This is a genomic window from Paenibacillus sp. FSL R5-0475 (assembly GCF_038004585.1).
GTDB lineage: Bacteria > Bacillota > Bacilli > Paenibacillales > Paenibacillaceae > Paenibacillus_AQ.
This window is the reverse complement of record NZ_JBBORK010000001.1, coordinates 4,607,999-4,632,996: the sequence shown is the minus strand read 5'-3', so window position 1 is coordinate 4,632,996 and position 24,998 is coordinate 4,607,999. Positions and strand designations below refer to the sequence as shown.

The 24,998-nt window shown below is 45.2% G+C and carries 19 protein-coding genes and 1 riboswitch; of the genes, 14 read left to right on the top strand and 5 right to left on the bottom strand.

The window, feature by feature from the left end; genetic code table 11:
* Positions 1 to 627: 627 nt before the first annotated feature.
* The 5 genes from MKX41_RS20735 to MKX41_RS20715 all read left to right on the top strand — a co-directional run bounded on the left by MKX41_RS20735 (position 628) and on the right by MKX41_RS20715 (position 8,209).
* The gene (locus MKX41_RS20735; RefSeq protein WP_256716397.1) at positions 628 to 1,563 is read left to right on the top strand and encodes an ABC transporter permease; all 936 of its coding nucleotides are present in this window, start codon (positions 628 to 630) and stop codon (positions 1,561 to 1,563) included.
* A 65-nt stretch (positions 1,564 to 1,628) separates the two neighbouring features.
* Positions 1,629 to 2,534, top strand: coding sequence for a carbohydrate ABC transporter permease (locus tag MKX41_RS20730; protein ID WP_042131063.1), 906 nt, complete (start codon positions 1,629 to 1,631; stop codon positions 2,532 to 2,534).
* A 146-nt stretch (positions 2,535 to 2,680) separates the two neighbouring features.
* Positions 2,681 to 4,438 carry an ABC transporter substrate-binding protein gene (locus tag MKX41_RS20725; protein ID WP_076285489.1) on the top strand — a complete coding sequence of 586 codons (1,758 nt, stop codon included), beginning with the start codon at positions 2,681 to 2,683 and terminating at the stop codon, positions 4,436 to 4,438.
* Between the two features lie 118 nt (positions 4,439 to 4,556).
* Positions 4,557 to 6,929, top strand: a complete 2,373-nt coding sequence (locus MKX41_RS20720; RefSeq protein WP_340972874.1) for a glycoside hydrolase family 95 protein — start codon at positions 4,557 to 4,559, stop codon at positions 6,927 to 6,929.
* Between the two features lie 140 nt (positions 6,930 to 7,069).
* Positions 7,070 to 8,209 (top strand): transglutaminase domain-containing protein, encoded by a 1,140-nt coding sequence (locus tag MKX41_RS20715; protein ID WP_340972873.1) that lies wholly within the window; start codon positions 7,070 to 7,072, stop codon positions 8,207 to 8,209.
* A 78-nt stretch (positions 8,210 to 8,287) separates the two neighbouring features.
* Here MKX41_RS20715 and MKX41_RS20710 read toward each other — a convergent pair whose 3' ends face one another.
* Both MKX41_RS20710 and MKX41_RS20705 read right to left on the bottom strand, forming a co-directional pair.
* Positions 8,288 to 9,766: an amino acid permease gene (locus MKX41_RS20710; RefSeq protein WP_042131059.1), complete on the bottom strand. Its 1,479-nt coding sequence runs from the start codon at positions 9,764 to 9,766 to the stop codon at positions 8,288 to 8,290.
* A gap of 201 nt (positions 9,767 to 9,967) precedes the next feature.
* Positions 9,968 to 10,173: riboswitch (Lysine riboswitch) on the bottom strand.
* 103 nt (positions 10,174 to 10,276) lie between these two features.
* Entirely contained in the window at positions 10,277 to 11,413 is a 1,137-nt protein-coding gene (locus MKX41_RS20705) for a virulence factor (RefSeq protein WP_042191874.1), read from the bottom strand.
* 243 nt (positions 11,414 to 11,656) lie between these two features.
* Between MKX41_RS20705 and MKX41_RS20700 the strand changes: the two genes are divergently transcribed.
* The 3 genes from MKX41_RS20700 (at position 11,657) to MKX41_RS20690 (ending at position 15,128) form a co-directional block, all read left to right on the top strand.
* Positions 11,657 to 12,622, top strand: coding sequence for an MBL fold metallo-hydrolase (locus tag MKX41_RS20700; protein ID WP_340972871.1), 966 nt, complete (start codon positions 11,657 to 11,659; stop codon positions 12,620 to 12,622).
* A gap of 156 nt (positions 12,623 to 12,778) precedes the next feature.
* A complete protein-coding gene (locus MKX41_RS20695; protein ID WP_042131056.1) occupies positions 12,779 to 14,404 on the top strand; it encodes an ABC-F family ATP-binding cassette domain-containing protein in 1,626 nt (541 codons plus the stop codon).
* Positions 14,405 to 14,519: 115 nt separating this feature from the next.
* Complete coding sequence (locus tag MKX41_RS20690) at positions 14,520 to 15,128, top strand: histidine phosphatase family protein (protein WP_340972869.1); 609 nt, start codon at positions 14,520 to 14,522, stop codon at positions 15,126 to 15,128.
* A gap of 82 nt (positions 15,129 to 15,210) precedes the next feature.
* Here MKX41_RS20690 and MKX41_RS20685 read toward each other — a convergent pair whose 3' ends face one another.
* Positions 15,211 to 15,396 (bottom strand): hypothetical protein, encoded by a 186-nt coding sequence (locus tag MKX41_RS20685; RefSeq protein WP_042191867.1) that lies wholly within the window; start codon positions 15,394 to 15,396, stop codon positions 15,211 to 15,213.
* A 124-nt stretch (positions 15,397 to 15,520) separates the two neighbouring features.
* Between MKX41_RS20685 and MKX41_RS20680 the strand changes: the two genes are divergently transcribed.
* Positions 15,521 to 16,390: a cation diffusion facilitator family transporter gene (locus tag MKX41_RS20680; protein WP_042191865.1), complete on the top strand. Its 870-nt coding sequence runs from the start codon at positions 15,521 to 15,523 to the stop codon at positions 16,388 to 16,390.
* Positions 16,391 to 16,591: 201 nt separating this feature from the next.
* Positions 16,592 to 17,668, top strand: a complete 1,077-nt coding sequence (locus MKX41_RS20675; protein WP_076285484.1) for a C40 family peptidase — start codon at positions 16,592 to 16,594, stop codon at positions 17,666 to 17,668.
* Positions 17,669 to 17,904: 236 nt separating this feature from the next.
* Here MKX41_RS20675 and MKX41_RS20670 read toward each other — a convergent pair whose 3' ends face one another.
* Positions 17,905 to 18,279: a hypothetical protein gene (locus MKX41_RS20670; protein WP_042191861.1), complete on the bottom strand. Its 375-nt coding sequence runs from the start codon at positions 18,277 to 18,279 to the stop codon at positions 17,905 to 17,907.
* A 126-nt stretch (positions 18,280 to 18,405) separates the two neighbouring features.
* Complete coding sequence (locus tag MKX41_RS20665; protein ID WP_042131050.1) at positions 18,406 to 18,573, bottom strand: DUF1328 family protein; 168 nt, start codon at positions 18,571 to 18,573, stop codon at positions 18,406 to 18,408.
* A gap of 188 nt (positions 18,574 to 18,761) precedes the next feature.
* Here MKX41_RS20665 and MKX41_RS20660 point away from each other — a divergent pair, with 188 nt between their 5' ends.
* The 4 genes from MKX41_RS20660 to MKX41_RS20645 all read left to right on the top strand — a co-directional run bounded on the left by MKX41_RS20660 (position 18,762) and on the right by MKX41_RS20645 (position 24,926).
* On the top strand, positions 18,762 to 19,268 hold the full coding sequence (locus MKX41_RS20660) for a DUF948 domain-containing protein (RefSeq protein WP_076285482.1): 507 nt from the start codon (positions 18,762 to 18,764) through the stop codon (positions 19,266 to 19,268).
* A gap of 60 nt (positions 19,269 to 19,328) precedes the next feature.
* Positions 19,329 to 19,853, top strand: a complete 525-nt coding sequence (locus MKX41_RS20655; RefSeq protein WP_076300663.1) for a hypothetical protein — start codon at positions 19,329 to 19,331, stop codon at positions 19,851 to 19,853.
* Between the two features lie 235 nt (positions 19,854 to 20,088).
* Complete coding sequence (locus tag MKX41_RS20650) at positions 20,089 to 21,261, top strand: SpoIIE family protein phosphatase (protein WP_076285480.1); 1,173 nt, start codon at positions 20,089 to 20,091, stop codon at positions 21,259 to 21,261.
* On the top strand, positions 21,258 to 24,926 hold the full coding sequence (locus MKX41_RS20645; RefSeq protein WP_339267232.1) for a response regulator: 3,669 nt from the start codon (positions 21,258 to 21,260) through the stop codon (positions 24,924 to 24,926). Before MKX41_RS20650 ends, MKX41_RS20645 begins: the two co-directional genes overlap by 4 nt.
* Positions 24,927 to 24,998: the final 72 nt, after the last annotated feature.

The following is a 24,998-nucleotide window of genomic DNA, read 5'->3' as shown; positions in this document are numbered from 1 at the left end:
TATTAATGTAGTTAAATAGACACCTGCTTAAGCTTATGCGGGTGAAGGGTTAATGCAGTTTCTTTTGATTTTCGGTTCAATAAAATCTGCTGGGAAAGGAGTTAAGAGGAATTTTTGAAACTGTAGAAGCGTTGAAATCTTCTAATTTTAAATTGGTGACTGGTAGAAGAACGAAGAGGAATATTTGGAACTGTAGAAGCGGAGCGTTCGCCTTTATCCTCGGATTTCTACCGCGAGAAGCGGTTCAAATCAGGAAATCTGAGGATAACAGCGATCGGAAGTCCAAATATTCCGCGTAGTGGCTGGTTACCAGAAGCCTAGTTAGAAATTTCGAAGAACCAGCGATCAAAAGTTCGAACATTCCTCGTAGTGACTAATATCCAGCAAGCAAAGTGTTTTTAGGAGTCCAATTCAAAGAATAATGCAGACGCCAGCAGCATTAGCCCCCCTGTGTCGATGAGCCGAAATGAGAATTCACCCCGGACAAAAATCTCTAATTTTCACCTGATTTTAAGTCGAATTTATAGGGTACTGCAATCGCTTACAAAGTTTTAGAATTAAGGCATAGAGAGGAGGGGCTTTATGAAAGCGGACACAGTAACTGCTCAAATCCCGCCGGACACCCGAATGCGCAACAAAAAGCCTGCTTCAGGAGGACGGTTTTGGAGAAGCTTTAAGAATCAAAAGTATTTGTGGATGATGTCGATACCTTTTGTGATCTGGGCATTCGTCTTCAGTTATCTCCCATTATGGGGCTGGACGATGGCTTTTCAAAAGTACAAGCCCGCACGTGGCTTTTTTGAACAAGAATGGGTAGGTTTTGAACACTTTAAGACATTGTTCAGTGACTCGCAATTCCTTCTGGCGCTACGTAATACGCTGGCGATGAGTGGAATGGGCTTGGTCGCAGGCTTTATCTTTCCGATAACGTTTGCAATATTGCTCAATGAATTGCGTCTTGGATTTTTTAAACGTTTTGCTCAGACCGTCTCGTATTTGCCTCACTTTGTATCATGGGTGGTTGCAGCGGGAATTGTAACTAAAATGTTATCTAGCGAAAATGGTCTTGTAAACGATCTCTTGTTAACAATTGGATTTATAGATTCACCTATCCAGTTCATGGCTCAGGGCCATCTCTTCTGGGGAATCGTTACTTTATCAGATGTGTGGAAAGAAACCGGATGGAATGCGATTATCTACCTTGCGGCCATCTCGGGTATTGGACCTGAACTGTACGAAGCGGCCCGAGTAGACGGTGCCAGCAGGCTCCGCCAGGTATGGCATATCACCCTTCCAGGTATCCGGCCGACCATTACAGTGCTACTCATTATGTCGATTGGTAATTTGCTGAATATCGGCTTTGAGAAGCAATTCTTGCTTGGAAACAACCTCGTTACCGACTATTCTCAGGTGCTGGATCTGTACTCTCTGAAATACGGACTAGGCATGGCGAGATATTCCTACGGTACCGCGATCAATATATTCAACTCAGTGATCAGTGTAATCCTGCTGTTTACGATTAATGGAATCTTCAAGCGTACAACTAAAGAGAGCCTTCTGTAACACAGAGGGCCCTTCTAACAATCGTGGCAGCAAAATTGCCCTTTTCTTGAAAGGAGAGCGTTACAGTGGGAAATACAGCTATCACCGGAAAGTCGTGGTCAGACCGGATCTTTGACTTCATTGTATACTTTGTAATACTGTTCGTGGTTGTAATCACGATCTATCCGTTTCTGAACGTGCTTGCGATCTCGCTGAATGATTCAGTGGATAGTGTGCGCGGCGGTATCACCATCTATCCTCGGGAATTTACCTGGGACAATTACTTGAAAATCTTCAGTTTCTCAGGGCTGATCACCGGGTTTAAAATATCCGCTTTGCGGACAGTCGTCGGTACTTTGTTCGGTCTGATCAGTGCCTCGATGCTAGCATTTACGATCAGCCGTCCTGACTTTGCAGGCCGAAAGTTCGTCTCCACATTCTTGGCGATGACCATGTATATCTCTGGAGGAATGATTCCAATATACATGCTGATCAAGGATCTCCATATGATGAACAGCTTTGCAGTCTATGTATTACCTGGACTGGTTAGTGCCTTTAACGTCTTCGTCATCCGCTCCTTCATTGACGGCCTGCCGTATGCACTGCAAGAATCGGCGAAGCTTGATGGAGCTAATGACTTTACCATCTACTGGCGTGTCATCCTGCCGCTGATGAAGCCGGCTCTAGCAACAATCGCGTTGTTCCTAGCGGTAGGTCAATGGAATGCATGGTTTGATACGTATTTGTATAATGGTTCAAGCCCTCATCTGACGACATTGCAATATGAACTGATGAAGGTTCTGCAGAGTACAACCAGTGGTAATGGTGGCGATTATCGCTCCAACATTGCTTCTCTAGCTTCGAATCAGGTCTCGCCAGAGTCTATCAAGATGGCGATTACGATTGTCGTAACCGTGCCAATTTTGTTGGTGTATCCGTTCATTCAGAAATATTTTGTTCAAGGTATGACACTTGGCGCTGTGAAGAGCTAATCACAGCTAACAGGGGAGCATAGTCTCCCCTAAGCTTTAAGAGTATTTTGTATCCGTTTTCTTTTCTTGTGGGAAGTTTTGGGATAAGTATTAACAGGATTTATCTGTGATACGATAGATAAACAATTTTAAGGAGGGTTTATGTAATGGGGAATAATAGAAAAATAAAAGCTAAAGCAACGGCACTTACACTTACTTCTATTATGATGCTCGGCATGCTCGCAGGTTGTGGTGGAAACAACGGCAATAACGCAGCTGGGGATGCAGCTGGAAATGCAACAAATAAGGGGAACGCGGCTAATTCGGCCAATGCGGTTGAGGATACTTCTCCGCTCACGATGACTTTCTTCAGTGCTGACCCTAACCCGAACTGGACAGGCATGCAAGATGAAGTAGGTAAAGTGATTACGGAAAAAACAGGAGTTACCTTGAATGCTGAATACGCGGTTGGTGACCCTGCTCAGAAAGTAGCGTTGATCGCAGCGAGCGGTGATTATCCGGATCTGATCAGTGCCAAGACCGACGTAAGCAAGCTGGTGGATGCAGGCGCAATGCTTGATCTGACAGATCTGATTGAAAAATATGCTCCGAACATCAAAAAAGTATTAGGCGAAGAAGGCATGAAACGCTCACGCTATAGTGATGATGACCACGCGATCTATGCTATCCCTACGTATGCAGGTGTGGATAACAAATACTTTGATGCTGGCGGCGGATTTGAACTACAGCACCGTGCTGTTAAAGAAGCTGGATATCCTGCAATTAAAACTGTCCAAGATTATGAGAACGTAATCAAGGCTTACCTGGAAAAACATCCAACCGATGAAAATGGTAACAAAAACATCGGTCTGACCCTAAATGCAGATGATTGGTACATGTACATTACAGTAACTAACCCAGCATTCACTACTACAGGCTCTCCTGATGATGGAGAATATGCAATTGATATCGACACACAAGAAGTAACTTATCACTTCCGTCGTCCTGCTGAGAAAGAATATTTCCGCTGGCTCAACCATATGAACGATATCGGATTGCTTGATCCGGAAAGCTTCGTTCAAAAGTATGATCAGTACAAAGCTAAAATCGCTACCGGCCGTGTTATTGGTTTGATCGACCAAGACTGGGGTTATGGCGATGGAGAAAGAGCATTGAAAGCTGAAGGTAAGCTGGATCAAGGATACGGACACTATCCAGTAACCCTGTCTGAAGAGTACAAAGAAACTTCCTTCTGGCCTACAGGCTTTATGGGTGGTAACGGCATTGGGATCAGCGTAGATGCTAAAGATCCAGTACGTGCAATTAAATTCTTGGACTACTTAGCTTCCGATGAAGGTCAAGTATTGGTTAACTGGGGTATCGAAGGCAAGCATTACAACGTAGTTGACGGCAAACGCGTCATTCCTGAAGATGTGAACAACCGTAAATATAATGACACTACCAATTTCCAAAAAGAAACAGGACTTGGCAATGTAGGATCAAACTACGCTCTGCTTAGCGCTCACTATGGTGACGGCGTATTGGATCCAACTGGAAACTACTATACAACTCGTTTCCCTGAGCAAGTAACTGTAGGCTACAATGCAGTTGAAAAAGAAACACTTGCTGCTTATAAAGCAACAACTTGGAAAGACCTCTTCCCAAATGAAGATGAATTCAAAGTTAAACCTTGGGGCGCGGCATGGAACATCACGATTCCTGGGGATAGCGAAATTGTCGTTCTCGACAACAAGCTGAAGGATATCAGTTGGAAACGGATTCCTGAAGCCATCTTGTCCAAGCCAGCTGATTTCGACAAAGTTTGGGATGCTTACATGGCTGAACTGGATAAAGCTGGTGTGACGAAAGCTGAAGATTTACGTGAAGAGCTGGTTAAACAACGCGTGAAACTTTGGAATGAGTAATTATTCCTGGAACACGGCTAATAAAATAAAAGCATGAAGATGGCGGGAAGTCCGAACGAAAGTCCGGGCTTCCCGCCAATTTCTTTTCATCTGTAATTATAGGATAGGAGGAATATACGTGGGAGAAAGTAAGAACACTGGGGTTCATGATCTCTGGTATAAGCAGCCGGCGGCTGAATGGGAAGAAGCACTGCCCGTGGGTAACGGCCGTTTGGGCGGTATGATCTTTGGCGGAACGGAAGAAGAACTAATTCAACTAAATGAAGACACCTTATGGTCGGGATTTCCGCGGGATACAGCTAATTATGAGGCGCTGCGCCATTTGACTCCGGCCAAACAATTAGTGGCAGAGGGGAAATACAAGGAAGCGGAAGCACTGGTAGATTCCAAAATGTTAGGCAGACGGACTGAATCTTATCAACCGCTCGGAGACTTGCGAATGAAGTTCAATCTTGGTGGTCTTGTAGAGGATTATCAGAGGGGGCTTGATTTGGATCAAGCGCTTGCTACGGTATCCTATACTGCTGGGGATGTAAGGATTGTGCGCGAAGTTTTGGCCAGCAGACCAGATGAACTTATAGTCATTCATATCCGTGCAGAGGGGAAAGAGGGGCTGGGTATTTTGCCGGATTTCTCAGTGGCTCTGACTTCGCCGCATCCTTTCCGACTAGAGATCACTCCGGATGGCGCGCTGATGATGACCGGTCGTGCTCCATCGCATGTGGCTGATAATTATGTAGGCGATCATCCGCGTGCCGTATTATACGAAGAGGGGCTTGGCATAAGTTTTGCCGCTGCAATGGAGATCCGTACAGATGGCGGCAAACGTAATGCTGAGAACGGCATGTTGTCGGTTTCAGGTGCGCGCTCCATTACGATCCGCCTAGCTGCCGCAACCGATTTTATCGGGTATGACCGGATGCCAGGAAGCGGCGGTAAGCTACCTTCGGAGTTGTGCCTAGAGCAATTGGCTTTGTCCTCTAATGGATATGCAGAGCTGAAGCAGCGCCATCTAGAGGATCATCAGTCCTTGTTCCGCCGCGTGGAGTTGACGCTTGCACCTTCGTCCTCCCGGATAGAGCTTCCCACGGATGAGCGACTAGTACGGTATCAGGAGGGGCAGGCAGATTCTGCGCTAGAAGCGCTGCTGTTCCAGTATGGCCGCTACCTGATGATTGCTGGCTCACGACCGGGGACGCAAGCTCTGAATTTGCAAGGGATCTGGAATCCCTATCTTCAGCCGCCATGGAACAGCAATTATACGACTAATATAAACACTGAAATGAATTATTGGCCAGCCGAGTTATGCGGTTTGGGTGAATGCCATGAACCTCTAATCGATTTTATTACGGAGCTTAGTGTGACTGGCAGCCGTACAGCAAATATTCATTATGGCGCACGTGGCTGGACGGTGCATCATAATACAGATTTGTGGCGTATGACGTCTCCGTCAGACGGCAAGGCGATGTGGGCATTTTGGCCAATGGGAGGCGTTTGGCTCTCTCGCCAATTGTGGGAGCGTTACGCTTTCCGTCCAGATGAGGAATATTTGCGCAACACAGCTTATCCTTTGTTAAAGGGAGCTGCGTTATTTTGTCTGGATTGGCTGGTAGAGCTGCCTGATGGAAGATGGACAACGGGTCTGTCTACCTCACCGGAGAATGTATTCTTGACTGCTGATGGTACACCATGCAGTGTTTCAGCTGGCTCAGCTATGGATTTATTGCTGATCGCTGAGCTGTTCAAGCATTGCATTCAGGCTGCTGAGATTTTGAATACCGATGCCCAGCTGAGGCAGGAGCTACGCCAGAAACAGGAACGACTCGCTCATCCTGGGATTGCACCGGACGGACGTATTCGTGAATGGAATGAGGATTTTACTGAACAAGAGCCTGGGCACCGCCATGTCTCTCATTTGTATGATTTATATCCTGGAAATGTAATTAGTCCTTCCTCCACACCAGAGCTAGCGGAGGCGGCAGCGTTATCGCTTAAGAAGCGCTTGGAAGGCGGGGGCGGACACACGGGCTGGAGTGCAGCCTGGTTACTTAATCTATATGCGCGTTTGAAGGATGGCGAGAATGCGTATAACTGTTTACGTCGTATTTTGCAAGATTCCAGTCTGCCGAACTTATTTGGTAATCATCCTCCATTTCAGATTGACGGTAACTTCGGAACTACGGCCGGAGTTGCTGAGATGCTCTTGCAGAGTCATCAGGAAGGGCTTGAATTATTACCCGCTCTTCCAGAAGAATGGTCTGAAGGCAGTGTGAAAGGTTTGGTAGCCCGAGGCGGCTTTATCACAAATATAGAATGGCGTGAGGGACGCTTAACGAAGGCGGAACTGACCTCGACGCATGGACAAATATGCAGAATTTACAGTCACCAGCCTTTGCTCATTCAAAGTCCCGATGGTTCACGAATAGGGATAGAGATGGAATTTGAAACCGTTATAGGAGAGACCTATATCATTACACCACTAAGCGAATAAAACACATCGTTCTAGCATATAGGCTGTTCTCAGAGTAGAATTATTCTACAGGGAGCAGTCTTTTTTTGCCTAAACGCTCATTATCTATTAAATGGTAGGGTTCATTACAAGTCTTTAGGAGCCGGAGGAACGGAATATATATGTGGAAAAAACGCTTCACATTAGTAAAGATCATTCTGGGAGGAGTGATTATATTCGCTGCTATTCCACCGATGATTTATTGGGGCTGGGGTCATGCTTATGCGGCTTCGAGTTCACCCACCCTTCGTTCTGTAAATGAAGTAGCACAGAAGCTAACGGGTGCAATGAACAACCGCAGGGAGACCATTACTTTTACTTATGAGAGCAAAGCTTCAAATTTGAAAACGAAAATACAAGCGGCTCTGGATCAAGCGATGGCTAGTGACCCTTATTTGTATTACATTATAGACAGCTACGGATATACTTATCGAGGAAGCGCAAGCACTGTAAAAGTTACGGTGGAAGTGAAATACTTGGAGACGCTGGAGCAGACGGCTTTTGTAAACAAAGAAGTGAAGGCTGCGCTGAAGAAGATCATAACGCCGGGCATGAACAATCATCAGAAGGTGAAGGCTATCCACGATTGGGTTGTGCTTCATCTGAAGTATGACACTTCGTATCGTAAATATACGGCTTATGAAGGATTGAAGAGTGGCAGCGCCGTTTGCCAAGGGTATTCGCTGTTGACCTATAAGCTGTTAAAGGAGGCTGGATTCACGAATAAAATCGTTGAGGGTACAGCCAAACAGCCTGGAGGACGTAGCCAGTTGCATGCCTGGAATCTTGTGCTGTTAGATGGACGGTGGTATCATCTCGACACGACTTGGGATGACCCGACACCTGATAAGGCAGGTGTGGTTAGCACAGCATACTACTTGAGAACGGATGCGCAGATGCGTCAGGACCATAGCTGGACGAAGTCTTATCCGGCAGCTTCTGTAGGCTATCATAAGACCTTGTCTGCGCTTGTGGAGCGTGGAGGACAGAATGCGGCTGTCTATAAACAGCTTCAGAAGGATCTCAATTATGAGCTATATGCCGAGGAGCTAATTGTACGTTCGGTAGGAGATCTGACTCGGCTAGCGAATAAGGCAATTGCCTCCGGTGAGGTGTCTATATTATTCCGTTATCAAGGGAGTGGGACCAAGCTTAAGAATGACCTGCAGGAGCTATATAAGCTTGGACTAGAGGATGTATCTTACTCCAGTTCTGCTTTTGACAATACGGGCGATCTCAAAGTGTTTGTGACTTGGGAATAGAAGGATAACCAAAAAGGACATCCCATAAGCCTAAATGGCTACGGGACGTCCCTTTTTTGTTTTTTTACCGGGTCTATTTTATTCTGGGTGAGTACTTAGGTCGCATTTATCCAAAGGAATAATATTACTCTTCCGGAACCAGCGATAGCCGACCCAGATCAAGACAAACAGCGGCAAGCTGATATAGGAAACGGCGATACCATACCAGTCGATATTTCCACCTGAGAAGGCGCCCATATTCTGACCGAGGATAGCTACAATACAAAGTCCTAAAGCAAAGATAGGTCCGAATGGGAACCATCTAGCTCGGTAAGGTAGTTCATCTAGCGAATGCCCTTGTGCTATAAAAGCACGTCTGAAACGGTAATGGCAGACCGCAATACCCAACCAGTTAATAAATCCGCACATACCAGAGGCGTTGAGTAGCCAGTTATATACGGCACCGTCACCAAAGAATGAAGCGAGAAAGGCGAGCATTCCGACAGCCGTAGTTACTAGCAAAGCGCCAACAGGGACACCACGGCGATTGAGCTTACCCAGTGCGCGCGGAGCCATGCCATCCTTAGCCATTGCATATAGGACACGGGTGGAAGCATACATTCCAGAGTTCCCTGCCGACAGTACAGAGCTGAGAATGACGGCATTCATTACGGATGCAGCAATTGCAAGCCCGGCTTTATTGAACACGATCGTAAACGGACTGACTCCGATGTCATCGATGCCTCCACGCAGAAGATCTGGATTCGTATAAGGAATCAACATTCCGATTACAAATATAGCAAGGATATAAAAGATTAATATACGCCAGAATACTTGGCGGATCGCAATTGGGACGTTGCGGCGTGGGTTCTCGCTCTCACCAGCAGCAACGCCGATTAGCTCGGTACCCTGGAAGGAGAATCCGGCTGCCATAAAGACCCCGACGAAGGCGAAGAAGCCACCGTGGAAGGAGCTGCCCCCGATTTGGAAGTTACTGAAGCCTACGGCTTCTCCACCCATAATGCCGAATATCATGAGGACACCGACAACGAGGAAGGCGATAACGGTAATGATTTTGATAATGGCAAACCAATATTCTGATTCCCCGTAGCCACGAGCAGATAGGAAGTTTAGGCCGAACATCAGCAGTAGGAACACCAGACTCCAGAGAAAGGAAGGGCTGTCCGGGAACCAATATTTAATGATGACGGTAGCCGCTGATAGCTCTGCTGCAATCGTAACCGCCCAGTTATACCAGAAGTTCCAGCCGATGGCGAAGCCAAAGGCGGGGCTGACGAAACGAGTGCCGTAGGTACTGAAGGACCCGGAGTCCGGTAAATAGGTGGCGAGCTCCCCAAGACTAGTCATGAGAAAATAAACCATTACACCCACAGCCGTATAAGCTAGAAGCGCTCCACCAGGTCCTGCTGAAGCGATCGCGCCGCCACTGGCTAGAAACAGACCCGTTCCAATAGATCCGCCAAGCGCGATCATGGTCAAATGTCTTGCTTTGAACGATTTTTTTAGCGCAGGCTGATTTATGTTGCCTTGCGCTGGGTTTTGCTGATTGCCCTGCATGAATATGACACTCCTTATGATCTAATCTTACTGTTCATGAACGGGGAGTGCTGAGCTGCTGACTCCCGCAAGGCGGGAGGTATACTTCGTGATTTCCAGAAGGTTATGGATGACTGTACGAAACATACAAATTCTGTAAACGCAAAGAAGCCGCAAACTATGTCTGCGGCTTCCATCTATACAGCTCCGCATCATACTCCCTGTGAAGATAGCGCAACACACTGCAGTCTGCTATTTACGCAGGCTGTACAATGTGACAGTTCCGTGCCTTTCGGCAACGGCCCCAGCCTGCACCGCTGTAAGAGCTACAGCGCAAGCTTCGGCGGATATTCCTTTCGGCGTGATTCATAGACGGCTCTAACGTCTCCACACGCGTACTCTTTATATCCGCGACCTCTACCTCATCTTAGTATGACGAGGCTATCTTTACTTCATTCATTTATAAACAACAGGAATTAGTATAAAGCAAGTTTACTTCTCAAAGCAATGACAAAATCAGGTACTTCCATGTTAATTACGACGGCGTTCTGACATCTGTTGCCATACGGTGCCTGCTGCGGCTTCACCTGAGGCGATACGCTCCAAAGCCATCTTGGCCTGAAGGCCAACCTCGAACTCTGGATCATCTGCTGCAAGTGTGAGTGCATCTTGAGCTTCGGATGTGCCAACTTCATAAAGAAAACGAGCTGCGCGCCAGCGGACAAGCTTGCTCTTATCTGTTAGCGCCGCCGTCATCACTGGCGTGGCGGCAGGATCGCCGATGTCGGATAGCGTATCGCCAGCCGTACGTCTTACGGCTGGGGCGCTGTCAGCCATCGCCTCATAGAGCAGCTCCATCGCCTCAGGCGTGCGAAGGTCGCCTAGATACACGACCGCAAGCCTGCGAATATGCAGCTTGGGATCGTGTAGCGCCGCCTTAAGCTCCGGCAGGAGCTCCGCCGTCGGCGTAAGATCCTCTAGCGCGGCGTAGCGCACGCGCCAATCCTCATGCTTCAGGTCTCGCAGCAGCTCATCCTGTGTGCGAGTTCGTCTCTGCTCGACGAACTCACCTTCGGCTCCGTGCGCAATGGCTTGCTGCACGAGGGAGTCGAGGCGTTCCTGCGGATACGCTGCCTCGATCTCTTGCTCGACCTCGCGCGCAATGTCCGCGGGCTCGCCATAACGCACGCCGTAATCGGTGAGCTTGCGCTCTTTGATCATCACGGCGCTAGCCACATCCATAACCGCTTTAGTAAAGCGGTTAGCTAAGGATATGCGCTCTTCATTCGCGCCCGTTTTGACGCGGATTTGCATCGGAATTCCGCGGAATAATTGGACGAAGACTTGCGCTTCCCCAAAATGAGCACCGGCATTCTCGTCAGCTAGGCTCCAATCTCCAGTTACACCTTCGCTGTTAGCGAAGCGGCTTTGAACTTCTCTTAGAATGGCTGCCCAATCGGCATTGCCTTTGCGCTCAAGTGCTGCGAAGTCAGCAGCATGATAAATGCTAATAACGCCCGGTATCGTTAACATTTCACGTGCCCAAGCAGGTGCGGAACGCTCACTTTCTGGAGTATAGGTTCTGCGAATTCCGGGTTCTAAACTTTCGTCCAAATGTAGCTTCATCGTATTTGGACTTGGAGTCGGTTCAATAAAAGTAATCTTCATACGTAGCTCCCCCTTGAACGGTATATGCACCGCCATACTTTATACACATATTATCTCATTTCTGGTGTGAAACCAAAAGAACTCTTCTATTATTTCGCTAAAGTCTGCAATTGTGAGGAATAAAAGGGCGAACCTTTACCATGCTATTTGTATATTTTGCAAAATACGCTGCTGTTCAATATAGTTGTAGTATATTCGCTAAAGCTAGGGTTGCTCGGTAAACTTCTGTAGAAGAGGTGTTGTATGCCTAAAACTCGTTACCATAACGTCGATAATGTAAGTACCGATAAATCATTAAAGGAATTTCGCCAGTGGCGTGAGGAGCGTCGTCGCAAGAAGAAGGACTATTCATATGTTGTACCGAATACGCCGCCCAGATTATCTTATCTGTCTGAGAATCGATTGGAGTCTACCATTACGTGGATTGGGCATTCAACATTTTTCCTTCAATATGAAGGGATGAATATCATTACAGATCCCATCTGGGCGAGAAGGCTGGGCTTTGAGAAAAGACTGGGACAACCTGGGATTCCACTTAGCGAAGTGCCACCGATTGACCTGATTCTGATTTCGCACTCTCATTATGACCATTTGCATATTGCCTCTATCCGCAAATTATATCGGGCAGGGACAACGCTTGTAGTTCCTGTTGGTCTGAAGCGAAAAATGCTTCGCAAAGGGTTCCACAACTGTGTGGAAATGGAATGGTGGCAGGAGATTAAGCTAGGTAAGATCAAGCTTAGTTTTGTGCCTACCCAGCACTGGACGCGGAGAACGCCATGGGATACGAATACTTCACATTGGGGTGGGTACATCTTGGAGCCCGCTGATTCCGGAAATCAGAAGTCTTCTCCGAATCTTTATTTCGCTGGGGACAGCGGTTATTTTCCTGGCTTTAAGGAGATCGGAAGTCGTTATAAGATCGATATCGCGCTTATGCCGATTGGGGCCTATGAACCGGAATGGTTCATGACCTCTCAGCATGTAAATCCTGAGGAAGCCATTCAAGCTTTCCTAGATGTAGGGGCGGAGACCATGATTCCGATGCATTACGGTACCTTCAGACTTGCTGATGATACCGCCCGGGAAGCACTGGATCGCATGGAGAACGCCCGAGTTAAACATGCGATTTCGGAGGAAAGAATTCGTACACTCGGTTATGGAGAAACACTGGTCGTACAAAAGGATAATCGCACATCTGGGGAATAATTGAAAAAATTCCTCCTTAAAAGTTGTCGCCGTAAAACAGTTGGAATAAGTTTCGTAGGAGTGAGATCAGCTTAAATGCCTATTTCACGGGATTTTTGCACTGATTTTATGCTATAATGAGCCGAAACCCTAAAGTGAAAAGGATGGTAATGCGTAATGATTAGCACAAGCGGCGTAACACTCCGCTACGGAAAACGCGCTCTCTTCGAAGATGTAAACATAAAATTCACCCCTGGTAACTGCTATGGTTTGATTGGTGCCAATGGTGCTGGTAAATCAACCTTTCTGAAAATTCTGTCTGGGGAGATTGAAGCGAACACGGGTGATGTTCATATAACACCAGGTGAACGCCTTGCAGTTCTGAAGCAGAATCATTTCGAGTACGATGAATTCCCAGTACTTGAAACAGTAATTATGGGTCACACTCGTCTTTATGAAATCATGAAAGAAAAGGACGCGCTTTATGCGAAGTCTGATTTCACGGAAGCAGATGGTCTGCGTGCCGGTGAGCTTGAAGGCGAATTTGCAGAACTTAATGGCTGGGATGCAGAGCCAGATGCGGCGGCTATGCTGATCGGTCTTGGCATTATGCGTGAACTGCATGATAAGAAAATGGCCGAACTGAGCGGCAATGAGAAGGTACGGGTACTCTTGGCACAAGCCTTGTTTGGCCGTCCAAACAACCTCCTGCTCGATGAGCCTACCAACCACTTGGATCTAGAATCGATTGGCTGGTTAGAGAACTTCCTCATGGATTATGAAGGTACTGTTATCGTCGTATCCCATGACCGTCACTTCCTGAACAAAGTATGTACGCATATTGCGGATATTGATTTTGGCAAAATCCAGATGTACGTTGGTAACTACGACTTCTGGTACGAGTCCAGTCAGCTTGCTCAAGCTTTACAGCGTGATTCGAACAAGAAGAAGGAAGATAAGATCAAGGAACTGCAAGCCTTTATTCAGCGTTTCTCGGCCAATGCTTCCAAGTCTAAACAGGCGACTTCTCGTAAGAAACAACTCGAGAAAATTACGTTGGATGACATTCGTCCATCTAACCGTAAATATCCGTTCCTCAACTTCAAACCTGAACGTGAAGCAGGTAAGCAGCTTCTGACGATCAGCGGATTGACCAAATCGGTTGAAGGTGAGAAGGTTCTTGATGAAATCAGCTTTGTAGTTAACAAAGGTGATAAGATTGCTTTCGTGGGTCCTTACTCCCAGCCTAAATCACTTCTATTTGATGTGATCATGGGTGAGCAGGAAGCGGATGCGGGTGAATATGCGTGGGGCGTCACTACAACTCAAGCTTATTTCCCGAAAGATAACTCCAGCTATTTCGATGGCGTGGACTTGAATCTCGTAGAATGGCTGCGTCAGTATTCTAAAGATCAGGATGAGACGTTCCTGCGTGGATTCCTTGGACGGATGCTGTTCGCCGGAGAAGAAGCACTGAAGAAAGCGAGTGTATTGTCCGGGGGCGAGAAGGTTCGCTGTATGTTGGCGAAGATGATGCTGAACGGTGCGAACGTGCTTGTATTCGATGAACCTACCAATCACTTGGATCTGGAATCCATTACGGCACTGAATAACGGACTGATCGATTTCGACGGGACTATTCTCTTTACTTCCCATGACCATCAGTTCATCCAAACGATTGCTAACCGTATCATCGAGATCACACCTACAGGTGTAATTGATCGCACGATGACTTACGATGAGTATTTAGAGAATCCTGAAATTAAGGAAATGCGCCAACGCATGTATCCTGTAGAAGTATAATATTTACTTTCCGTTATGCGGAAGGAACCCGTCAAGCAGCTACTCTAATCCTAATAGGATTAGGGTAGCTGTCTTTATAATTTCGATTTTGAAAAGGTCACGGTAGGTGGAGCATGTGGACAGAACTATTTTTATTATGAGGCATGGGGAGACCGAGTTTAATACGCAAGGTCGTTACCAAGGACAATTGGATTCACCTCTGACTGAGCATGGAATGGATCAAGTCAGACAAATGGGTAGGCTGCTTCGTTATTCGTTGGAGCATCCCTCCGAATGGAAGGTGATTTCAAGTCCACTTGGGAGAGCGCTGCAAAGCACACAAATTTTGTGTGAAATCTTAGGTTATGATTTCAATAAAATAGAAACGGATTCTAGGTTAAGTGAAGTTTCCGTTGGTTCTTGGTCAGGGCTAACGCTCAAGGAAATTGAGCAGGGCTGGCCAAATAGTCTTGAAGATACGAGTATGTATGATTGGTATTTTCGTTCACCAGATGGAGAGAGCTATGAAGCGGTTCAGGAGCGTGTCACAGACTGGCTGGAGAGCTTGTCCTCCACTCCGCGGGTCATTGCGGTTACACATGGATTAACAAGTAGAATTCTACGGGGAGTATACGCGGGGCTTGCAAGACAGGAAGCCTTATCACTTGAGGTTTCCCAAAGCGCATGTTTTCAGTTGGCTAATTGTACAATAAAGAGAATCAGTTATGAATTTGATGAGTTCTAGCCCATCCTTTAAGGCAGGCGAACGCATAAAAGGCTGCGTTGTCCCTGAGGGATGCGCAGCCTTTTATGTTTATAAAATAGTACTAGGACCCGCCGGTACGACGGCGTTGGTTGTTAGGCTTTTTGTTATTCTGACTTTTTAGTGGTTTAGCGGATCCGGCCTGAAAAGTTGATCCAGGTTTGGAGGAAGATTGTTGTTTCTTCTGCTCCAGCTTTTGCCGGATAGCTTCAGCTAAATTGATTTTTCCTTTTTCATTGTTTTCGCTCATTATGATAACCTCCTTTGAAGCAAGTCCTTCACTTTATTCTAATTGTTTTTAAATGCTGCTACAAGGGCAAGAATAATTGAAAGAATTCTTTTCTAACAAAACTGAAAACGAGGAGATAGCCAAAATGGTTGATATTTACGAAGATATACGTAAAGGCGAGCGGGGCGCTTGGGTTAGCATAGCGGCTTACCTCATTTTATCGACTTTCAAGCTGGTTAGCGGTTATCTATTCGCCTCTAGTGCATTGGTCGCGGACGGAGTCAATAATTTAACTGACATCGTAGCATCTGCAGCCGTGTTGGTTGGTCTAAAGATTTCGCGGAAGCCACCTGACTCTGACCATGCTTATGGACATTTTCGGGCAGAGACAGTAGCTGCATTGTTGGCTTCTTTTATTATGGCGGTAGTAGGTATTCAAGTGATTGTGGAGGCGGTGCGGTCCTTTTTCGATCGTGCAAAGGAAACCCCGCAGCTATGGTCTGCTGGTGTGGCTCTAGTGTGTGCAGTAGCAATGATGGGAGTATACATATACAACAAAAGGCTGGCTAAGCAGATAAATAGTAGTGCACTCATGGCAGCGGCGAAAGATAATTTTTCCGATGCTATGGTTAGTATAGGTGCTGCTGTTGGGATTGTAGGTGCTCAGTTCGGACTGCCATGGATTGATTCTGCGGCGGCAGTAGTTGTCGGACTGATTATCTCTAAGACGGCATGGGATATTTTTCGTGACTCGACCTACCGGCTTACGGATGGCTTTGATGAAGATAGATTGATGGATCTACGTAGTACGATTGCTCGAACACCGGGAGTAGAGGGGATTAAAGATGTGAAGGCACGGGTTCATGGGAATCATGTACACGTGGATGTTGTAGTGGAGGTAGACGCGAATATTACAGTGGTGGAAGGTCATAGGATCAGTGACTCCATTGAAGAGAGAATGAGCAAGCTACACAATATTATGAATGTACAGGTGCATGTGGAACCTAAAGATTAAATTTGAAAAATTCTATTTTAAGGAAAAAACAAACATATTTAAGGAGGATTCAAGACTTTAGTCCTGTATTTTACCATAAAGTGGCATGATTATATGTGCAATTTGGAGCATGTTCCAAATCCCGGGCAAGCCTATAATGAGGGCATAAAGGAATGTAGTTCACACCTTTGTTGAAATCTCATCATGGTATTGGGGGAACGTATGATTAAATCACATAAGCAATTAACAGCATCCTTATTGGTTTCAGCTGCAATTGTTGCAGGTTTAGGAGTATCTGCTCCTGGAAATGCAGCAGCAGCCTCAAGTCCATCAAATTCAGTTATGGCAGCAGCAGCCGGTCAAACAGCGGTCATCGAGGCAAGTGTTCGCCTTCGCAGTACACCTTCTACAAGTGGAGAAGTAGTGAAGTATTTGCAAAAAGGAGATCAAGTGCAGATTGTGGCACAACCGAATAGCTATTGGTATCAGGTGAAAGCAGCGGATGGATCCGTAGGCTATACTAGTACAGATGATAAGTATATCAGCGTAAATTCATCTTCAGTAGGTACACCAACAGCACCATCAGCACAAACGGGAACCATAAAATACGGAGTGAATCTTCGAACTGCGCCTTCTACAAGCGGAAAAGTACTGAGACTTCTGAAGAAGGGGGAACAAGTACAGCTTCTGGCACAGCCGAACAGCTCCTGGTATCAAATTCAAACCTCTGATGGTAGCATTGGATATATAAGTTCAAGTGATCAATATACTTCGTTCGCTAATAATGGGGGGACTGGGACGGTAACGCCGACACCAACGCCGCCAGCACCAGTACCACCTATTTCTACACCTGGGGCTTCTGCCCAAATCGAGAGCGTAATCTCAGCAGGTATGGGCTATCTGGGTACACCTTATGAGTTTGGTTCCAGCAGATATGATACAAGCACCTTCGATTGTTCTGATTTTATCCGGCAAATTTTCATGGATGCTGTGAATTTGAAACTGCCTGCTGATTCCCGTCAACAGGGAGATTGGGTGAAATCGAATAGTACGGTAGTTACGTCTACTTCCGGTTTGAAACGCGGCGATCTAATGTTCTTTATGGATTATAAAGGGAACTCCGCTTCAGCGTATGAAGGGATCGACAAATCTAAGGCAAGAATATCGCATGTTGCTATGTATCTAGGAGATGGACAAGTTCTCCATACGTATTCCGTAGCTTCAGGCGGGGTGAAAGTAGATAAATTAAGCGCTTCTTGGACGAATCGTTTCCTCTTCGGGGGATCGGTCATCCGATAATTATATAGGTATACAGAAGCGGCAGCATCGCATGTTTGTGACGGGTGAACAAAGGCGGCGTAAGCGCAAAAGCTACCCCCTCAGTAGAATGATCTACTGAGGGGGTAGCTTTTTGTAAATATAAGAATTTATATGTTCCGTTCTATAAATTATCCTTATATTTCTCGCTTAAACACTTGCCGTCCTTATAGGGACGCCGAAGGCGTTTATGCTTGTTATCATCTTTTCTGTACTAATTACATAATTACATTGGCAGCAACAGGAACCTTTACCCACGCTTTTCCTAGCCAAGTGTAGATTTCTCTCCATTCATTGCCCCAAGTATCCGTAATCACTTCACCTGTGGTATCAAGCGTTTGAGCGCTAAGCCAGCCTGCGGGAATCATACTGCCAACTGAAAAGTGGAAAGCTGTTTTTTCGGTTAGAACAATTTGTGGTGTGGCTGGAGTAATATCCGATGGGGTAATGATCGTTTCAAAAGATGTTGTGTAAGTGCTTCCAGTTCCGGGCGTAGAATCTGTAGTTGTCCCTGTTACCTCAGCGGCTGATGCTGTAGCTGCTATTGAAGCCATAAGTCCCAAGGCAAGTGTAATGCTGGCGAATTTTTTCATGTTAAGTTCCTCCTCATTATGGTCTAACTTCAAAACTTTTTCTTATTTTCTCAAGTGACATCTGTGTGGGAATGACCTATACTTTCTGCATGATGAATAAGATATATGGATAGATATGGGAGGAGGCTACATCGATCTACCTCTGCGTCCCGTGAAGAGGGAAACAACAAACAGAACCAAGAATACGAAGAATAGTATCTTTGCAAGACCAGCAGCGGCTGCTACAAGATTGAAGAAACCAAAGATACCAGCGATTACAGCTACAACTAGCAGAATTGCGGACCATTTTAACATTACATATCACCTATCCTTTTTTTGATTTGTAGTCATTGTATAAACGGGGACTTTGATTCTGAAACAAAGGGGAGCAGGGAATTTTGACAACGCTCGACAGATTGTTTCGGCATATGGTAGTAGGGGTAACTATGCAGTATACAAGGCTGATTAGCCACTATTTATGAGATTTGGAAGGGGTTATGAATATGATCATTGAACTTAGTGTAGCTCTCGTTGCTATCGCATTCGCAATACTTGTTTTCTTTCTAATTAAGACTTTGCAGTCAGCGAAGCAATCTCTCGACAAAGTAAGCCAGACCTTGGTGGAAGTGCAGAAGACGATGGATGAACTGACTTATGAAGTGAAGACTACAGTCAGACATGCAAATGAAATTACCGCTGATGTACAGAATAAAATTCAGAAGATTGATCCTGTCATAGATTCTGTGAAAAATTTGGGAGAAGTTATGAATGAGTTAACCTTAACCGTTAAGCAAGTTTCAGTAACTGTGATTGAGAGATATCGTAAATCACATGAACTGAGGGAGAAGCGTAAGGGGGTATCCATAAAAGAAGCTCCGCTGACTCCAGCTGAGGAACGTACGGTAAACTCTTATGATGCTGTTAATAACGAGAAAGCACCGGGGAAAATAGCTACTGTGTTAAAAAGTGTAGATGTAGCTGCAACTCTTTGGAAAAAATTCCGTCATTAAAGTTAAGGCAGCAAGTCCTCTGTAAATGGCGGCTGCAGATAAGAAAGGTGGGATAACAACATGAACATTATCATACTCTTGTTTAGTCTACTTTCCCCATACTTTGATGCGTCTCCACAGTTGACGCCTATCTCGACTTTTAGTGATCAGCCTAAGACAGTTCTTACATTTGAACATTCCTCAGAAACGAGCCCTGCTATAAATCAGTTTGATTCACTGCAAGGTGTTGCTTTATATGCTACGAAGGAAGAATTGCTTCTGGCCAAGGGCAATCCGCTGGCGGTAACAAATGATCCATTGCAAGGGACAGAGGAGTACCAATACGCAGATGTAACAGTGGGTGTTGGTGAGGGGTTTGTACTGTATGTGCATGTCTCACCTTCTCAAGCACAGCAGTTTGGTCTACAGGTAAATGGGGTGGGAATTGATCCCGTGAAGGATAATGTGCAATCGACCTTGGGTAAACCGTATTTTATCGCCGAAGATGGTGATGTATATATGAGAGGAAACAATGCGCTCAAAATATATCGAAATTTGGCAGGTGAATTTGAAGGTATTGATTTATTTGATAGTATTTCTTCTTAATATGTTTCACTTTTGATCATTTTGGTTAATAAACAGAGGCTGTCTTTACCATAGAGTAACCTCCCGAACCACTACATGTAGTGGTTCGGGAGGTTACTTTGCTGAAGGCGTAAATGAACCTATTACTATATTTACATATATTAAAAATAGAAATAACACATTTAAATAGCGTATGATATAGGTAATGAGTCGCAGAATTTTACGTTCGTAATACTATTCGTGTGAGGTGAAGATGATGAGAATCTTAATCGTAGATGACAATCCGACTAATGTTATCATTATCCGTGAAATCCTGAAAAAAGAAGATTACCGAAATTTCGTAACCGCATCCTCTGCAAAAGAGATGCTTACACGGTTGGGTATCGGTTCTGTGAGTGAAGATGGACGTCCTCGGATGTCAGATATCGATCTGATTTTACTGGATATGATGATGCCGGAAATGGATGGAATCGAGGCATGTCGTGTTGTACAGCAATACGAACACCTAAAGGATATTCCAATAATAATGGTTACAGCTGTTGGCGATTCCAAGAAGCTAGCAGAAGCACTGGATGCAGGTGCAGTAGATTATGTTACGAAACCCATTAACAAAGTGGAGCTGATGGCCCGAATTCGGCTCGCGCTGCGGTTGAAGCGAGAGAAAGATTGGCATAAGGAACGAGATCAGCGAATTCAAGAAGAATTGAGACTAGCCGCACTTGTTCAGAATGCTGTGTTGAGCTTGCCTCTTCAGGAAGAGAATTTTGAGGTCAATGCCATCTATCAGCCATCCTCTGAGCTTGCCGGTGATTTATACGCGTGGTACCCCCTTGGTGATGGCCGATATGGCGTGATCCTGCTGGACATTATGGGACACGGAATATCGTCATCTCTTTTTTGTATGTTTCTTGCTTCTGTGTTGAAGGACACGGTAACTACGTATGTAGAGCCGGAAAAGGTAATTCAAGAGCTCAATCGAAGGTTTAATCAGCTCTATATTGAGAAAAAGCTGATCCAATACTACTTTACGACCATTTATCTTGTGATAGATACCCGTATGAAACGTATTGACTACGTCAACGCCGGGCATCCACCTGCGCTATTTTTTGAAGGAGTGGCTAAGACTCCAGTCATGCTGGAAAGTAACTGTCACCCAGTAGGTTTGTTTGAACGGATTGATATTCAGCCACAGAGCTTAACCTATGAAGATGAAGGGCATCTAGTTCTTTATACAGATGGTCTATTGGAACTGGTTGAGGGCGAACAAGAAGAGCAGCTGAAATTTATGATTCAACATTTAAATGTTGAACATGAGTGGAACGAAGAAGCTATTCGAGCTGCTTTTTTCAATGTTGAGGTTCCTAAAGAGCGTGATGATGATAAGTGTATTGTGTGGATCTCACTGAAGAAGGGAACAGATAGAGAATGAAGATAAAGGCTAAACTCTTAATTGGCTTCAGTGCCATGTTAGCGATTATGCTTGCACTTACGATGATAGGATACGACCGCTTAAATTATATGAATAACCAACTGGAAGGGTATCAGGATAGATATATGAAGGGGCGGTCTTCTTCAGGGATGCGTGGAGAAGTCAATGATATGGCGCGAATATTAACCACGACCATGTTAAGTGCAGATGCATCATCGGTAGAATCTCAAAAGAATGAGATTGATAAAAAGATCACTAAAGCCAATGAGCACTACGAGAAAATAAAAGCGTCGATGACTAGCGCTGAAGAAATGCAAATGGTCAGTCAAATAGATGGCGCATACACTACTTATTTAAATTATCAGGAAAAGGTATTGAAACTGCTATCGGCTGGTTATTTTCAGAATGCTAGCACGTATTCCAACACAGAGGGACAAGCGATTCAGAATGCCGTGTTAAACGCTCTGAACAGTCTCTCTGATTATAATGCTTTTATTATGAATGAAGAGAGTACGAAGGCCAACGAAGCTTATAAAAGTTCGACTCAGATGGTAGTTCTAATGATGATTATGGGCTTACTTCTCGGACTTGGAGTAGTTCTATGGATCATCCCAAGCATCACTCGGGGGCTTAATGTCGTTTCGATGATGATTACCAGCTTTGGCAACGGTAAAGTGAGGGCTATACGGCGTATAAAGGTTACTACTAAAGATGAAATTGGTGAGGTTGCTCTTGTCTTTAAAAAGATGGCTTTAGATCTTGAACAGAAGCAGCAAATGGAACAGGCCTATGCGCAAGCGCAGAATGACCAATCCTGGCTGAATGCGAATGTTGCTCGGGTGACGGAACTATTGCGAGGTGTTAGCTCCTTGGATCAGGTCTCACAGACCTTCATCAATGAGTTTACCCCTGTGCTGGGAGCACAGTTCGGAGCTGTATATTTAAAAGATGCCAATCGTCCTGATTTTTTACGAAGCAGTGGATATTATGCAGTAGATAATGATAAGAAACCTAAGGACGGGTTTGTGATTGGTGAAGGGCTTGTAGGGCAAAGTGCGCTCGATATGCACCCGATCAGACTGGAGAAGGCTCCTGAAGACTATTCATCCGTTAAGTCCGGATTCGTGGATGCACAACCTGGATATATTTCTATCCATCCGCTTATTTTTGAAGACGAACTGCTAGGCGTAGTAGAATTTGCTTCATTCCAACCTTTTAGCAGTTTGAAAAATGATTTGCTGCAACAACTCGCTAATAATTTAAGTATTATTTTTAATAATATTAGCCGTCGTTTGATCGTGGAGAAGTTGTTGCGTGATTCACAAGCTCTTACGGAAGAGCTGCAGTGTCAGTCGGAGGAATTACAGACTCAGCAAGAGGAATTGCGTCGTTCCAATGAGAACTTAGAAGAGCAGACGGATGCGCTTAAACGTTCGGAAGAACTACTCCAGCGTCAGCAGGAAGAACTGGAGCATTATAATACGGAACTTATTGCCAAGACCCGCGCTTTAGAGGAACAAGTGCAGGAGGTTGAAGAGAAGAAAGACGAAATTGAGCATGCAAAAATTCAATTAGAGAAACAGGCCAAGCAATTATCCGTTACTAGTAAATATAAATCAGAGTTCTTGGCGAATATGTCTCATGAATTGCGAACTCCGCTCAACAGTCTCTTGATCCTATCGCAGCTACTTACGGAGAATAAGGATGGCAACTTGTCAGAGAAACAGGTTGAATTTGCACATACGATTTATATGTCAGGTGCAGACTTGCTTAAGATGATTGATGAGATTTTGGACTTATCCAAGGTTGATGCTGGCAAAATGGAACTGAACCAAGAAGAAATTAAATTAACGGAGCTGAAGAGCTTTGTGAAGCAGAATTTTGCTCCGCAAGCGCTCAAAAAGGGACTTTCTTTAAGAATTACCTTTAACGAGCCGCTGCCAGATAGTGTCATTGCCGATGGTCATCGGTTGAAGCAGGTGCTAAGAAATCTGCTTTCTAATGCCTTTAAATTTACGATGGAAGGATTTATTGAGTTCTCGGTTAGCCAAGCAGATGACAATCTTATTCCGCTAGATCTGCCAAGTGAAGTTGAATATATTGCTATTGCTGTGAAGGATAGCGGAATTGGTATTCCGGCAGATAAAACTGATATTGTGTTCGAAGCCTTCCAACAGGTGGATGGAACTACCAGCCGTAAATTTGGAGGGACAGGATTGGGCTTGTCTATTAGCCGTGAGTTAGCGCGTTTAATGGGTGGAGCTATTGTGCTGGAATCCCGTGAGGGTCAAGGTAGTACCTTTACTATGTATTTGCCGGTTATAGGGAATTATAATAAGCAACCTTCAGTAATAGAAGCTGCTGCTTCTAGAGAGGATGTAACCTTCGAAGAATATATCGGAGATATGACTCCAACCCTTGTACCAACACCAGTCCATGAACCTATTCCACAATTAATGATCGATGATGACCGTGATCATTTGACTGCAAATGATAAGGTTCTGCTTATTATTGAAGACGATGAGAGCTTTGCGAAAATATTGCTGGATATGGCTCATGGCCGCAATTTCAAAGGACTTGTAGCCCTTCAAGGCGATACTGGACTGCAGATGGCGAAGACTTATCTACCTGATGCGATTATTCTAGATATTCAGCTGCCTGTTATGGACGGTTGGACCATCCTTAGAGAGTTAAAAAGTGCATCACAGACCCGCCACATTCCTGTCCATGTCATCTCTGTGAATGATGAAGTGAAGCAGGGACTTATGATGGGGGCTATGGCTTATTTAAGAAAACCATCTTCTAGAGAGGCTCTAGAGCGGGCGTTCTCCCAAATCGAGAATTACACCTCCAGTACGTTGAAATACTTGCTGATTGTTGAGGATGATGAAATTCAACGTCGTTCAATCATGGAATTGATCGGTCACGACGATGTGGCCATAACCGCAGTTTCAACTGGCGGGGAGGCACTGAGTGAGCTACGGAAGCAGAGATATGATTGTATGGTTCTGGATCTGATGCTTGAGGATATGACAGGTTTCGATCTGCTGGATCAAATTCGAGATGATGAGGAATTAAATGATCTACCTATTATTATTTATACGGGTAAGGATTTGGATGGCAAAGAAGAGACGCAGCTGCGCAAATATGCGGAATCAATTATTATCAAGGATGTACGTTCTCCAGAACGGTTATTGGATGAGACTACGCTGTTCTTGCACCGGGTAGAAGCAAATCTTCCGGAAGATAAACGTAAGATTCTGCAGAAGCTTCATAATAAAGAAGAATTGTTCGAAGGAAAGAAAATACTGCTCGTCGATGATGATATTCGCAATGTCTTTGCGCTCTCCAGTGTACTCGAAGAGTATCACATGGAAGTGAAGTTTGCGGAGAATGGACGCGAGGCGCTGGAAATGCTGGTAGAGCAAGAAGATTTTGATCTTGTATTAATGGATATGATGATGCCGGAGATGGACGGATATGAGGCTATGCGCCGGATCCGCGAGATGCCGCAGTATCAGAAACTCCCTATTATTGCGCTCACCGCCAAAGCTATGAAAGAGGATCGTGCCAAATGTATTGAAGCTGGAGCCTCCGACTATATGAAGAAGCCAATCGCAACAGGTCAACTTCTATCTTTAATGCGAGTCTGGCTGTATTCGTAACCTCAATATTGGGGTAATACTTTAAAAGAACTAACAAAAAGCCATTCTTCAAAAGTACGGCGTGTTGATAAG